A 12750-nucleotide genomic window follows, 5' to 3' on the forward strand; every position below is an offset into this window, starting at 1 on the left:
GGATGGCGGAGACTAATCACCCCGGCTGATCCAGATGAAGCTGCCCATGCGGCCGCAGGTCTTTTCCCGGCGGTAGGAGAAGAACATCTCCGGCAGGGAATGGGTGCACAGGTCCAGGCCGTGGATGTTTTCCGGCCGCACACCCGCCTCCCGCAACTGGGCCCTGGTCATGCGCCACAGGTCAACGGTTTGCGTTTCGGGGCTGTAGAAGGGGCGCGCCTCATCGGAAAAGGCGCTCTCGAAGTCGTCGAAAAAGGCCGCGTCCGGGCCCAGGGAGGGGCCGCGCACGGCCACCAGGTCGGCCGGGTCCAGCCCGTAGTGGGTGCAGAAGGATTCCACGCCCACGGCCGGGAAGTTCTGGGCGTTGCCCCGCCAGCCAACGTGCAGGGCGGCCACGTGGCGGCCGTCCTTGTGAGCCAGCATCACCGGCTGGCAGTCGGCGGTCTTGATGACAAGGGCCTGCCCGGGTTCGGCCGTGGCCAGCCCGTCGGCCTCGATGTGCCCGGCTTCCTCCATCTCGCCGCCCGGAGGGTCGAAGAGCATGTCCACGCCGTGCACCTGCTTCAGTTCCACCCAGTCGGTGAAGTCCAGGGTTTGTTGCAGGTCGCGGCGGTTGGCCAGGACACGCTCGGGGTCGTCGCCCACGTCCAGGGAGATGTTGGCCTTGTCGTACGGGTCGGCGCTGAAGCCGCCCAGCCGGGTGCCGAACACGCAGCGCACTCCCTCCACAAAGGGGAAGGCGAAGGGCAGGGCCAGGGGGCGGGTGATGAACTTCATGACTATCCCACCTCGATGGTTTCCGATTCGGTGATGATCAGGTGCACGGGCTGGTCCCACTCCTCCCTGGGCAGCGAGTCCACCACCTGGAAGCCGTAGGCCAGTCCCACGCGCAGGGTCCGGGCCATGCCGGGCCGGACCAGAAGGCGGTCGTAGTAGCCCCCGCCCATGCCCAGCCGGGAGCCGTCGCGGCCGAAGGCCACTCCGGGGATGAAGGTCACCGCCGGAGAGGCGTCCTCCAGGGCGCGGCAGGCCTCGGGGTCTGGCTCGGGAATGGAGAAGCGGCCGGGCGTGATCTCTTCGAAGCAGGAGGCGCAGGCCAGATCCAGTTCGCCTGGGTCGTCCGGGCGGCAACGGGGCAGGAGAACCCGCCGCTGTTGCCGCCATAACTCCTCCACCAGGGCCAGGGTGCGCACCTCGCCGCGCACGGCCATGTACAACAGCGCCTCGGCCGCCTCCCGAAAGGCGCCCAGCCGCATGGCCCGGGCCTGGATTTCATCCGAGAGGTCGTCCGCGCGCCCCGGGGGCAGGCCGTCGCGGCGCTCCAGCATCTCCCGGCGAAGAATGTCTTTGTCCGGTTGTTCCAGTGCCATAGGCAAGCGATTCTATCAGCTTCTTCCAATCGGTCAAAGGCGGCCGGGGTTTGGCAACGCGGCGGCTTGTGCTATCCACTGGAAAGCGCCCGCGCGGGCGCGGCCAAACAAGGAGAGGGACATGCATTTCATAGGCATAGGCGACATCCACGGCCATCCGGGCAACCTGGAGCGGATACCGGAACTGGCCACCGCGGAAGGGGTCATCGTCAGCGGCGACCTGAGCAACCACGGCGGGCGCAAGGAGGCCGAAGCCATTCTGGAAACCATCAAGCGGCACACCCCGCGTGTGCTGGCCCAGATCGGCAACATGGACACCACCGCCGCCTCGGCCTACTTGGAGGAGGCGAGGGTGGACCTGCACCGCAAGGGCATGGAGCTTGCCCCGGGCGTGGGCGTCATGGGCGTGGGCTTCTCCTCGCCAACTCCCTTCGACACCCCCAGCGAGGTGCCGGACGACACCCTGGGCAAGTGGCTGGAGGAGGCCTACCAGCAGGTGGCCCGGTACCCGTCCTTCCTGCTGGTCAGCCATACCCCGCCCAAAGACACGGCCTGCGACCAAGTGGGCGGCGGCGCGCACGTGGGAAGCCCGGCCGTGCGGGAGTTCATCCGCAACCGCAAGCCCGCGGCCTGCCTCACCGGCCACATCCATGAGTCCGTGGCCGAGGACACGCTGTACGAGACCAGGCTGGTCAATCCCGGCATGCTGGGCTCGGGCGGCTATGCCCTCATCACCGTGGAGGGTGGCAAGGTGGACATCCAGCTCAGGCGGATCGCGTCGTGATCATCCATTCGTGGAACGTCAACGGCTTCCGGGCCTGCGTGCGCAAGGGGTTCTGGGACTGGTTCGCCTACCGGGCGGGGGACGTGGTCTGCTTGCAGGAGATCAAGGCCACGCCGGACCAGCTCGACGGCGACCACCAGCCGCCGGAAGGCTGGGAGGTGGTCTGGAATCCCGCCAGGGTGAAGAAGGGCTACTCAGGCACCGCCTGTTTCCTGCACCCGGGCGCGGCCGAGGCGCACATCGGCTCGCCCGCCCCCCAGTTCCAGGGCGAGGGGAGGCTCATCCGGCTGGAGTTCCCGGCCTTCCACCTGCTGGCCTGCTACTTTCCCAACGGCGGCATGAGCGACGAGCGACTGCGATTCAAGCTGGACTACTACGAGGCCTTCCTCGCCCTGGCCACGGAGTTGCGCCGTGACAAGCCGGTGGTCATTTGTGGGGACATCAACACCGCCCACCAGGACATCGACCTCAAGAACCCGGACCGCAACCGCGACAAGTCCGGCTTCATGGACATCGAACGGGCCTGGCTGGACCGGCTGGCGGAGGCGGGCTGGCATGACGCTTTCCGCCTGTTCCACCCGGACGAGGGCGGCTGGTACACGTGGTGGGACTACCGTTTCAAGGCGCGCGAACGCAACGCGGGCTGGCGCATCGACGCCTTTTACGTGCCCGGGGAGCTGCGGGACAAGGTTCTCGACTGCTGGATCGAGAACGACGTCCACGGCTCGGACCACTGCCCCATCGGCCTGAAGCTGGACCTCTAGCCGGCCATAGGCATATGGGGGGCCACCGTCCTAGTCCGAGACCGGGTCGGCCAGCAGGGCCCCGGACTTGGGATCCTTGTGCCCGCCGGACGGCCAGTGGACCCGGATGAGGCTGCCCGAGGGGGCGTCTGTCCGGCCCAGGCGTACAAGCGTCAGTCCCCGTTCGGTGCAGGCGTACCTCGCCTGCCCGGACGTGGTGGAAATGGACTGGGAGACCACCCGCGCCAGATCCGTGCGCTCGGGAACCTCTTCGCCGAGGAAGAGGTAGCTCAGGGCGGCCTCCTCCTTGCCCAGGCCGGCGGCCTTGCCCAGCGAGGCCAGAAAAGGCGGCGGGTTCTGGGTGAAGGTGAAGTGGCACCAGGGTTTGCCGTGCTCGCCGGGCATGGGGCATTCCACCGTGTGGGGGCAGGGCGATGAGGGGTACAGCCCGGATTCGATGAGCGCCGTCCGCAGGGAGGTCAACCCCTGCACCGCCTGCCGCGTGCCCGGCTCGACGAGCAGCAGCCTTCCCCCTTTGGCCAGGGGGCGCCGCAACGACTGCACCGCCTGCTCCACGGGAGAAGCCGCCTTGCCGCCCTTTTGGCGCGTGAGTTCGTTGAGGGTGTTGGCGGCCATGACCAGGTTCGCCTTGACACGTGGCGGCCGGGCGAAGGGGGCCTGCACCGTCTCGATTTTCCAGGGCGTGTCCCCGGCCAGGGCTCGGAACAGGTCGGCTCCGGTCTTAAGGCTCTTGCCAGCCCGGTCCAGGCACAGCCAGCGCAGCCTTTTGCCGCGCAGGTCCGGCCGGGCCAGCCACATGGCCTGGACAGCGGTCAGCGGTCCCGCACCCAGGTCCAGAATGGTGGAACCCTCCTCCAGGTTCAGGTCCAGTCCGCCGAAGAGCCGTCCCAGCCGGATGAGGTTCCAGGGCAGGAAATAGTGGACGTAGGCGGCCAGTTCCGCCGGGCGGCCCATGTAGTCCGTGGCGAAGCTCTTACCTCGCTGGCTGGTCAGGGCGCGGGAGAGGTCCCGCACATGCCGGGGCAGGCCGCCCCGGTGGCGCGGCGGCAGGGGAGCGCCGCGCTGGATGACTTTGTCGTAGGCGCAGAGGGTCCGCCAGGATTCCTCGGGTAGCGGGGGGAACGGGGGCTTACCAATGGGCAAAGCGCATGGCCTCCATGAAACGTTTTTCGTAATCCGCGTGGGAAATGCCTTCCACCACGCGCAGTGTCGAGGCCAGTTTTCGGGCGCGGTCCAGGGCGGACGGGTCGCAGGCCAGCAACTCCGCCCCGCGCAGGGCGGCGTTGCCCACGGCTTGGAAGTCGCCCGATGCGTCCCGTGGAATGAAGCCCAACTCGACCAGGTCGCCGGGCTGGACGTGTTCGCCCAGGGCTCCGGCCAAGTGTACGCCTCGCAGGCCGCGGGGATGCAGGTCCGCCGCCTTCAGCAGGTCGTCCAAGGCCAGGCGGCAGGCGGCGCGAACTTTCAGCAGTTCCTCCACGTCCGCCGCAGGAATCCGCAGACCGCCGACCGGCGCGTGGTCCTCCGCCACCAGCCTGGCGGCCAGGGGCGAGGCGTTCGGAGTGAAGCGGCCGGTGGAGTCCACCGCGCCCTGCCGCCGCAGTTCGGCCAGCAAAGAGAGGTAGCCGGTGCCGGACAGTCCCGACGGCTCGCCGCCATCCAGCACCTCCGGCCGGATGCCCGCCGGGCCGCCGCGCACAGTGGCCGCGCCCCCCGGGTCCACCCGCACTCGTGTCACCGCTCCCGGCCCGGCCAGCATGCCCCTGGACAGCCCAACGCCTTCCAGGGCCGGGCCCAAAGGGACGCTGGCCGCCAGGACGGAGCCGTCCTCCAGCATGAGCAGGAACTCGCCGTTGGTGCCCATGTCCAGCAACAGGTAGGGCCGCTCGGGGCGTTGGGCCTCTTCCAGGTGCAGCAAACCAGCCAGGGCGTCGGAGCCGATGAACGGGCCGGGCAGAGGCGGGATGAGGACTGGAGGCAGGCCGTGGCCAACCTCCACAGTCTCGCCGCCGGAATAAACCAGGTGGTAGGGGGCCTCGGCCAGGGGAACGGGGTCCAGTCCCAGGGCCAGATAGGTCATGGCCGGGTTGGCAGCCAGCACCAGCAGTTTCGACTCTCCTCCGACAGCCTCGTGGAGAGCCGCCAGCCGCTCCATCACCCGCGAGGCCAGACGTTCTCCGTGTCCCGCCCGCGCCAGGGCCAGGCGGGACATGACCTCCCCGCCCGCGCCGAGTTGCGGGTTGGGCTCGCTTCCCTCGGCCAGCACGCGGCTCCCGGCCAGGGCGCTCCAGCAGAGGGAGGTGGTGCCCAGGTCCACGGCCAGGGCGTCGGCCGGTTCGGGCAGGGGGCGCAATTTCGGTGGCGCGGTGGTGAAATCGTTCAGCATCTCCACCTCGCCCGCTCCGGCGGGGTGGCGGCAGGCCAGGCGCACTCCCCGGTCCAATTCCGCTTGGGAGAGGATGTCCCGTTCGTCTCCGACGGGTTCAGGCGGGGCGGCGAGGAAGCGGGCCCGGCAGCGGCCGCATCGGCCCAACCCGCCGCAGATGCCGCCTCCGGGGCGCACCCCGGCCAGGAACAGGGCCTGCGTCAGGCTGGTTTCCGGGGATGGCTGCAGGTCCAGAAGGCGGCCGCCGGGCAGGTGGATGCGGAGTGTCTCGACCATGGATGCGGCATGATGCGGCCCGGACGGCTTTTTTGCAAGCCGGGGGTGTTCTCTGTGTTCGCGGGGGGTTGACGATCGCTGCCGGAACCTTAGAGGAAGGGGGAACAAAAACGTACTTCAACGGGAGTTCGACATGGAATTCGAAGAAAGGTTCTGCCCCCATTGCGGGGATAAGCTGTGCGAGTGGGAAGCTCCGCCGGAGACCTGGTGGGGAATCATCCTGGTGTGCAACAACAACGAGTGCTCCTACTTCAAGGGCTCCCCGGACGAGATCGCCGGGAAACGGGACGACTCCAACCTGGGCACTCGCTACGCCGAGGATCCAAAGAACGATTACAAGGCGTTCAACCTGCTTTCCTGGTGCCCTACCTGCTAGGAAGCGGCCAGGCATCGCTCCAGGCCCCGAAAGGGGCCTTTTTTATTGTATCCGTCCGGCGAAACGTGGCATGCCCGAGAGGCGCCGTCATTTCGGCGGCCAACGACGTGAAGGGTGTGGAATGTTCATTACGCGAAAGAGCGGGTTGAAGGCCCGCGAGAGAGCGGAGCGGGAAGGCGTCAACGAGGCCCCCGGCAAGTACGCCAAGGATTGGAAGCTTGAACTGCTCGCCCTGTTGGGATTTTGCGCCTCCGGAGTCATTTTCGTTATTGCGGGGTTGCGCAGCGGCGACATGCTGACCGTGTTCGGGAGCGTTGTCTGGATCGTGGCCTGCGTCTGCTGGATGGTGCCCTACCGCAAGTATTTCTAGATATTTCAAAGTTTTGGACAGGCAGCGGGGCAGATTGCCGCGTCCCACGCTCCGCTCGTTCGCGACCCTTCCCCGCGCATCCCTCCCGGGACCGGCGGAAATTGACAACCATTCCCCCCGCCCCATACTTGTGGGGAAAGGCACGTCCACCCCGCGGGAGCGCAAGTGAACACGATCTTTATGGGCAACCTCGTCATCCTGGTTGTTGTGGCGCTGGTTGCCCTGGCCGCCATTTTCTATCTGCTGAGCGTCTCCGACTTCATGGGGCGGGCGCTGACCGCGCTTTTGCAGCGGTTCCGGCACCAGCACGGCGGGGGAGGCACCGTGGTGGACCGCTCCCGCAAACTGGTGCAGCACTTCCATCAGCAGGACCGCCAACGCCGGGATGCCGCCCGGGACGACGAGGAGATTGTGGACGCCGAAATCGTCACCGCCTCGAACGCCACCGGGACCTCGGGATTGGGCGAGCTTCCGCCCGGAGCCGAACCCGGGCTGACCCCGGTGGAATTGGAAGGCGAGCGCTACGGATTCATTTCGCCTTCGGGGGAACTCCGCATCGAGCCGCGTTTCGATTACGCCGAGCCCTTTTACGAGGGGCTGGCCGTGGTGTCCATTGACGGCGAGTTCGGCTTCATCGACCACGGCGGGGAGTGGGGTGTACCGCCGCGCTTCGAGGACGCGGGCTCCTTTTCCTCCGGGCTCGCTCCGGTGATGCTGGGAGGCGGCTACGGGTATATCGACCGCTCGGGCGCTCTGGTCATCCAACCCGCTTTCGAGGACGCCAGGGGGTTCAGCCAGGGGTTGGCCGCGGTGCTCAAGGACGGGCTGTATGGCTACATCGACCGCCAGGGAAATATGGTCATCGAGCCGCGCTTCGACTACGCCGGGCGGTTCCGCGAGGGCGTGGCCCCGGTGTTGGCAGACGGCCGCTGCGCCTACGTCAGCCTGCTCGGCGACACCGACAGGCTGCCCCCCAACGAGTGCGGAAAGGATTTCTCCGAAGCCCTGGCCCCGGTGGCCTGGGGCGGCCGTTACGGCTATGTATCGCCCAACGGCAAGCTTATCATCCAGCCCTCCTTCGACTCTGCCGAGCCTTTCTCCGACGGCGCGGCCCTGGTCTCCGTGGACGGAATGTACGGTTTCATCGACCTCTCGGGGGAATGGCTCATCGAACCGCGATTTCCCCAGGCGGGCCCGTTTTCCGAGGGGCTGGCCCCGGCCAGGGAAGGGGAACTGTTCGGGTTCGTCGACCGCCAGGGGGAGTGGGTCGTGGAACCGGCCTGGAGAGAGGCGCATTCCTTTTCCAACGGGCTGGCCCGAATTCGTCGCCAGGGGCTGTACGGCTTCATCGATTCCACCGGGCGGGAGGTCATACCGCCCTCGCTGGAAAACGCCGAGGATTTTCGCAGAGGCGTGGCCCTGGTACGCGACGCGGGCAGGCGCTGCTACATCGACACCGCCGGGGAGTGTCTTTACGCCTTGCCGGAGGACGGGGAACGGGTCCGGGCATGAAGCCCGGGCGGGGACTGGAGGTCAGATGGTCGGGATGGAGCCGGAGTCCTTGGCCGCCTGCAGACCGCTTTCCGCGTCCAGCACCGGCCGCAACTGATCAACCATGGCCTTGAATTCGTCCATGCGCTCCGCGTCCACCTCGGTGGCGGAAGGCGTGGTCACGTTGGCGGGGTTGATGTACTTGCCGTACTTCTTCATGCGGAAGTCCAGGTGGGGGCCGGTGGAGAGGCCGGTGGAGCCGACGTAGCCGATGACCTCCCCCTGGCGCACTTTCGCTCCTTTGCGGATGCCCCGCGCGAATCCCTTGAGGTGCAGGTAGTAGGTCTTGTAGACGCTGCCGTGGCGTATTTTGACCATATTGCCCGCGGCGTTGTCGTAGCCCGCGTAGGAGACGGTGCCGTCGCCCACGGCTTTGACCGGCGTACCGCGCGGGGCGGCGTAGTCGATGGCCGGGTGGGCGCGGTAGACTTTCTTGATGGGGTGCAGCCTGCGCCAGGTGAAGCCGGAACTGATGCGGGAGAAGTGCAGCGGGGCCTTGAGGAAGGCCTTGCGCAGGGATTTTCCTTGGGTGTCGAAGAAGCTCTCCCGTCCGTCCTCCTCCTCGAAGCGGAATCCGTAGTGGGTGTGCCCCTGGCTGGTGAAGGCCGCGGCCACCACCCTCCCGTAGCCGGTGAACTCACCCTCCAGGTAGCGTTTCTCCACGATGACGGAAAACTGGTCGTCCGGGCGAATGTCGCGCACGAAGTCGATGTCCCAGGCGAACATGTCGGACAGCAGGAAGGCCAGGCCCGGCTGCTCGTCCATGGTGGAGACGGTCTGGAAGAGGCTCTGCTTGATGGTCCCGCGCAGAACCACCGTGTTGACATCGTAGGGGATGGGCTCGCGGCTGACCTTGGTCTCCCCGTCCACTTTTTCGATGACCAGTCGTTCGTCCGCGTCGATATCGTACTGGAACTTGCGGAACGATTCGCCCGCGCATTCGATGCGGTAGTCGTGCCCGGCGCTGATGCGGCGCAGGGAAAAGACATCGTCGCATTTGTCGGCCAATTGGATGAGCTCGGCCTGGCCGAACCATTCACCGAGCAGTTTCGTGGCCGTGTCGCCGGACCTGACCACGTCTTCGGTGACTTGTACGGGAGGAGGCGCGGGGTGCCGGGGTTCCTGTCGCTTGGTGGACAAGTTGGTCTTTTCGGATGTCTGGTCCTGTGATTCGGTCCACGCATGCTGGTTCGCTGTTGCGTTGCGCAACGAGCCCGTGGCGTCCGCCTGGTTCGTGTCCGTCGTGGCGGATGTGGATGGAAGGAACTGGCTTACAAGGAAGAAACCGCCGCAGAGGCAGGCGGTAATCAGGAAAATACGGAAGGCGGCACGAGTGACAGACCCCCGATTGCCCTTTCCGTAGTTCACGTATGCATTGCGTCGCAGGCGCATGGTGTATTGATGCTTTTCCAGCGGTTTGGTCTTGCGTGTGGAAACAGTCTGCAAGAGCGCTACACCATGTGGCCGCCGCTGTCCATGCGGCGTTCCCGAAAAAAATACGCCTCGCCGGTTTTTCTCCCTAAAGGGTTTTCCGAAACGGCCGATGGAAGGGGTACGAGGAAACCCGGTCCACAAGGACAGGTGGACCGCAATGGCGCGTAGGGAAACGCGCCGCAACCCGATTCAAGGAGGAACACATGTCACTGGTCATCAACCACAACCTCATGGCCCAGAACGCGGCCCGCAACCTGCAGACCTCGTACAGCAACCTGGGCACCTCGGTGGAGCGCCTCTCCTCCGGCCTGCGCATCAACTCCGCATCCGACGACGCCGCCGGGCTGGCCATTCGCGAGCTCATGCGCGCGGACATCGCCTCGCTCAACCAGGGCGTGCGCAACGCCCAGGACGCTGTCTCCATGATCCAGACCGCGGACGGCGCGCTGCAGATCATCGACGAAAAGCTCATCCGCATGAAGGAACTGGCCACCCAGGCCTCCACCGGCACCTACAACTCGGACCAGCGGCTGATCATCGACTCCGAGTACCAGGCCATGGCCTCGGAAATCACCCGTATCGCCAGCGCCACCGACTTCAACGGCATCCACCTGCTCAACGGCAACCTCTCCGGCGACTTCACCGGCGCCGGGCTGGTTTCTTCGGGCGAAATGAAGGTCCACTTCGGCGCGGGCAACGACTCGGCCGAGGACTACTACTACGTGCGCATCGGCGACTCCACCGCTTCCGCCCTGGGCGTGGGCATCGGGGCTGGTCCGGACGCCGCGGGCGCCTCCATCTCCACCCAGGAGCTGGCCCAGGCCTCGCTGAACGCCCTCAACGACGCCATCATCTCCAAGGACAAGATCCGCGCCAACCTCGGTTCCCTGCAGAACCGCCTGGAGAACACCATCACCAACCTCCAGGTGCAGGCCGAGAACCTGCAGGCTTCCGAATCGCGCATCTCCGACGTGGACGTGGCCACCGAGATGACCGAGTTCGTTCGCCAGCAGATCCTGTCCCAGTCCGCCACCGCCATGCTGTCCCAGGCCAACAGCCTGCCGCGTATGGCCACCCAGCTGCTCGGCTAACTCCGGCAGCCGCACACAGGCCGCACATGGCAAGGCCCCCCGGAGACGGGGGGCCTTTTTTGTGGATTCTCGCCATCCGTGAGGAAGTCGCGGATTGGTTTACTTCACGATGCGTTCGCGCTTGCGTCTGCTCGAATCCTGGCTGAGGAAAACGCCGGCAAAGACGAGGACCGAGGCCAGCATTTGCTGTCCGGTGAAGGTCTCCCCCAGAAGCAGCCAGCCAAGCACCACGGCCGTTACGGGGATGAGGTTGATAAAGACCGATGACTGGTTGGCCGTAACGCGGCTGACGCCGAGGTTGTAAAGCCCGTAGGCCCCGATGGAGACCACCACGCCCAGGTAGAAGAGGCACGCCGTGGGAATGGCAGGGAAAACCTGGGGCACAGGCACACCCGGCAGAGCCAGGAAAGGAGTGAAGAAAACCGCGCCCGCGAAGGCCTGTACAGCGGTGAGGAACCAGGAATTGTACTTGGCCGTCAGCTTCTTGGCTGAAATGACGTAGCCGGTGGCGCAACACATGGCCGCGAACTCCAGCAGATTTCCCAGGGCGGGGTTGGGAGCGTGCTCCGTATCCACCGCCGCAGCCGAGAGCCAGACAACGCCGGAGATGGACAGGGCGAAGCCGAACAAGGTGCGGGGGGACGTCCGCTCTCCCAGCACGAACCGCGCGGCCACCGCCACAAGCAGCGGCAGGATGGCGGTGATCATGCCAGCCTGGGATGCGGTGGTGTAGGAGATGGCGTATCCCTCGAAGATGAAATACAGGCAGGGTTCGAACAGGGCCATACCCAGGATGGCCGGGACGTCGCGGCGCTCGATTTTGGGAGGGCGGATGCGCGGCCACAGCAGCAGAAAGACCGCCGAGGCGATGACAAGCCTGGCAAGGATGACAACCATGGGGTGAAAGGCATCCATGGCTGTCTTCAGCGCGATGAAGGAACTGCCCCACAAGAGGACGGCCGCGAGCAGAGGGAAGGTGGCGGTGAGGGTTTTTTGCATGGCGAAAAAAAACGCCGGCCCAAAGGCCGGCGCGTTGTCTCCTTGTTCGTCGGCCTGGGACGCTACATGTCCGGGATGGAGCTTTCCTTGTGGGTAACGGTTCGGGCGAAAAAGTCCTTGGGCCAGTATAGCGGGGATGGCGTCCCGGAGAGCAGTTCCAGCTTGGTTTCCTCGTCCAGTTCCAACTCGTTGTGGATAAAGGAGGTGTAGACGCCCGCGCCGGTGATGTCGCCGATGAGGGCGCAGCCGACCAGTTTGCCATCCTTGAATATCAGCTTGCGGTAGACCTCGGCCTCCTCGTCCTTGTGGACGTGGACCTCGCAGCCGTCCTCCCCGCGCGGGTCGGTCAGGCCCACGGAAATGGTGGGCAGGCCAAAGAGGGTGATGGAGTTCATGGTCAGCCCGCCGGGGTAGGAGTCCTCGGCCCCGGCCATGTTGATACCGGCGTTGATGCCCTGGTTGTAGGCGCTGGGCCAGATGGGCGAGACTTCCTCCTGGCCGCTCTGCATGTCCCGGGCCTGGGCCACGTCGCCCGCTGCGAAGATGTCCGGGTCGGAAGTGCGCATGAAGTCGTCGCAAAGGATGCCCTTGGCCACTTTCAGTCCGGCATCGCTGGCCAAGTCTGTCCTCGGCGAGACGCCCATGGCCAGAATAACGCAGTCCGCCGGGATTTCGCCCTTGTTGATGCGCACGGCCCGGGCGTTGCCGGATTCGTCCGGCAGGATTTTCTCCGGTGTGGCGCCGTCGAAAAATTTGAGCCCCTTGGCTTCCAGGTGGGCGCGCACGACGGCCCCGGCCTCCTCGTCGAAGTAGGCGCGCATGACGCGGGATCGGACCACTAGGGTGGTGTCCAGGCCCAGCGTGACCAGGGCCTCGGCGGCCTTGACCGCGATGAGCCCCGCGCCCACAACCACGTACTTGCGGGCGGTCTTGACCACCTCGCGCAGGACGTCGGCATCGGCCCAGGTGGTGAAGGAAAGCACGTTGCCCGCGTCCAGGCCGGGCAGTTCCGGCCGCATGGGCGCTCCGCCCGTGGCCAGCAACAGCTTGTCGTAGGGGAAGCCGCGGCCGCAGGCGGTGGTCACGGTCTTGGCCTGGCGATCAATGGATGCCACCTCGCATCCCAACTCCACCCGCACGCTGTTCTCTTCGTAGAAGGAGTCCGGGCGCAGGGGCATGGCCTTTTCGTCCACCTTGCCCGCCAAGTAATAGGTGATGAGGGGGCGGCCGTAGGTGGCCTTGTTTTCGTCGCTGACCACCAGGATGTCGCCCTTGGGGTCCTGCTTGCGAATACCTTCGATGGCCCCGATGGAGGCCACGCCGTTGCCGATTATGACGTAGTTCATGGA

General features: G+C 66.1%; 13 protein-coding genes. 6 read left to right on the forward strand and 7 right to left on the reverse strand.

Features of this window, described 5'->3' with window-relative positions; genetic code table 11:
- Positions 1-12: 12 nt before the first annotated feature.
- Entirely contained in the window at positions 13-777 is a 765-nt protein-coding gene (gene pgeF / locus N911_RS0103195; RefSeq protein ID WP_029894277.1) for a peptidoglycan editing factor PgeF, read from the reverse strand.
- A gap of 2 nt (positions 778-779) precedes the next feature.
- Complete coding sequence (locus N911_RS0103200; RefSeq protein WP_029894279.1) at positions 780-1370, reverse strand: 5-formyltetrahydrofolate cyclo-ligase; 591 nt, start codon at positions 1368-1370, stop codon at positions 780-782.
- A 121-nt stretch (positions 1371-1491) separates the two neighbouring features.
- On the opposite strand from N911_RS0103200, the gene N911_RS0103205 reads away from it, so the two are divergent.
- Both N911_RS0103205 and N911_RS0103210 read left to right on the forward strand, forming a co-directional pair.
- On the forward strand, positions 1492-2154 hold the full coding sequence (locus N911_RS0103205; protein ID WP_029894281.1) for a metallophosphoesterase family protein: 663 nt from the start codon (positions 1492-1494) through the stop codon (positions 2152-2154).
- Positions 2151-2918 carry an exodeoxyribonuclease III gene (locus tag N911_RS0103210; RefSeq protein ID WP_029894283.1) on the forward strand — a complete coding sequence of 256 codons (768 nt, stop codon included), beginning with the start codon at positions 2151-2153 and terminating at the stop codon, positions 2916-2918. Before N911_RS0103205 ends, N911_RS0103210 begins: the two co-directional genes overlap by 4 nt.
- 30 nt (positions 2919-2948) lie before the next feature.
- Here N911_RS0103210 and N911_RS0103215 read toward each other — a convergent pair whose 3' ends face one another.
- Together N911_RS0103215 and N911_RS0103220 are read right to left on the reverse strand one after the other, a co-directional pair.
- Positions 2949-4061 (reverse strand): small ribosomal subunit Rsm22 family protein, encoded by a 1113-nt coding sequence (locus tag N911_RS0103215; RefSeq protein WP_051693874.1) that lies wholly within the window; start codon positions 4059-4061, stop codon positions 2949-2951.
- The gene (locus N911_RS0103220) at positions 4048-5580 is read right to left on the reverse strand and encodes an ASKHA domain-containing protein (RefSeq protein WP_029894285.1); all 1533 of its coding nucleotides are present in this window, start codon (positions 5578-5580) and stop codon (positions 4048-4050) included. The genes N911_RS0103215 and N911_RS0103220 overlap by 14 nt, the downstream gene beginning before the upstream one ends.
- A gap of 133 nt (positions 5581-5713) precedes the next feature.
- Between N911_RS0103220 and N911_RS0103225 the strand changes: the two genes are divergently transcribed.
- The 3 genes from N911_RS0103225 (at position 5714) to N911_RS0103235 (ending at position 7838) form a co-directional block, all read left to right on the forward strand.
- Positions 5714-5956: a hypothetical protein gene (locus N911_RS0103225; RefSeq protein WP_029894286.1), complete on the forward strand. Its 243-nt coding sequence runs from the start codon at positions 5714-5716 to the stop codon at positions 5954-5956.
- Positions 5957-6077: 121 nt separating this feature from the next.
- Entirely contained in the window at positions 6078-6326 is a 249-nt protein-coding gene (locus N911_RS18585; protein ID WP_138774320.1) for a hypothetical protein, read from the forward strand.
- A gap of 165 nt (positions 6327-6491) precedes the next feature.
- Complete coding sequence (locus N911_RS0103235; RefSeq protein ID WP_029894288.1) at positions 6492-7838, forward strand: WG repeat-containing protein; 1347 nt, start codon at positions 6492-6494, stop codon at positions 7836-7838.
- 21 nt (positions 7839-7859) lie between these two features.
- Here the strand turns inward: N911_RS0103235 and N911_RS0103240 are convergent, their stop codons facing one another.
- On the reverse strand, positions 7860-8954 hold the full coding sequence (locus tag N911_RS0103240) for a peptidoglycan DD-metalloendopeptidase family protein (RefSeq protein WP_051693876.1): 1095 nt from the start codon (positions 8952-8954) through the stop codon (positions 7860-7862).
- Between the two features lie 560 nt (positions 8955-9514).
- On the opposite strand from N911_RS0103240, the gene N911_RS0103245 reads away from it, so the two are divergent.
- The gene (locus N911_RS0103245; RefSeq protein WP_029894292.1) at positions 9515-10402 is read left to right on the forward strand and encodes a flagellin N-terminal helical domain-containing protein; all 888 of its coding nucleotides are present in this window, start codon (positions 9515-9517) and stop codon (positions 10400-10402) included.
- A gap of 99 nt (positions 10403-10501) precedes the next feature.
- On the opposite strand, the gene N911_RS0103250 is transcribed toward N911_RS0103245, so the two are convergent.
- Both N911_RS0103250 and N911_RS0103255 read right to left on the reverse strand, forming a co-directional pair.
- Positions 10502-11401 carry a DMT family transporter gene (locus N911_RS0103250; RefSeq protein ID WP_035104283.1) on the reverse strand — a complete coding sequence of 300 codons (900 nt, stop codon included), beginning with the start codon at positions 11399-11401 and terminating at the stop codon, positions 10502-10504.
- 62 nt (positions 11402-11463) lie between these two features.
- Complete coding sequence (locus tag N911_RS0103255) at positions 11464-12747, reverse strand: NAD(P)/FAD-dependent oxidoreductase (protein WP_029894296.1); 1284 nt, start codon at positions 12745-12747, stop codon at positions 11464-11466.
- Positions 12748-12750: the final 3 nt, after the last annotated feature.

The organism is Desulfohalovibrio reitneri, assembly GCF_000711295.1.
Taxonomy (GTDB): Bacteria; Desulfobacterota; Desulfovibrionia; order Desulfovibrionales; family Desulfovibrionaceae; genus Desulfohalovibrio; species Desulfohalovibrio reitneri.

Coding starts and splice junctions, on each gene's coding strand:
- pgeF (WP_029894277.1), bottom strand. CDS start 777: ATGAAGTTCATCACCCGCCCCCTGGCCCTGCCCTTCGCCTTCCCCTTT.
- N911_RS0103200 (WP_029894279.1), bottom strand. CDS start 1,370: ATGGCACTGGAACAACCGGACAAAGACATTCTTCGCCGGGAGATGCTG.
- N911_RS0103205 (WP_029894281.1), top strand. CDS start 1,492: ATGCATTTCATAGGCATAGGCGACATCCACGGCCATCCGGGCAACCTG.
- N911_RS0103220 (WP_029894285.1), bottom strand. CDS start 5,580: ATGGTCGAGACACTCCGCATCCACCTGCCCGGCGGCCGCCTTCTGGAC.
- N911_RS0103225 (WP_029894286.1), top strand. CDS start 5,714: ATGGAATTCGAAGAAAGGTTCTGCCCCCATTGCGGGGATAAGCTGTGC.
- N911_RS18585 (WP_138774320.1), top strand. CDS start 6,078: ATGTTCATTACGCGAAAGAGCGGGTTGAAGGCCCGCGAGAGAGCGGAG.
- N911_RS0103245 (WP_029894292.1), top strand. CDS start 9,515: ATGTCACTGGTCATCAACCACAACCTCATGGCCCAGAACGCGGCCCGC.
- N911_RS0103250 (WP_035104283.1), bottom strand. CDS start 11,401: ATGCAAAAAACCCTCACCGCCACCTTCCCTCTGCTCGCGGCCGTCCTC.
- N911_RS0103255 (WP_029894296.1), bottom strand. CDS start 12,747: ATGAACTACGTCATAATCGGCAACGGCGTGGCCTCCATCGGGGCCATC.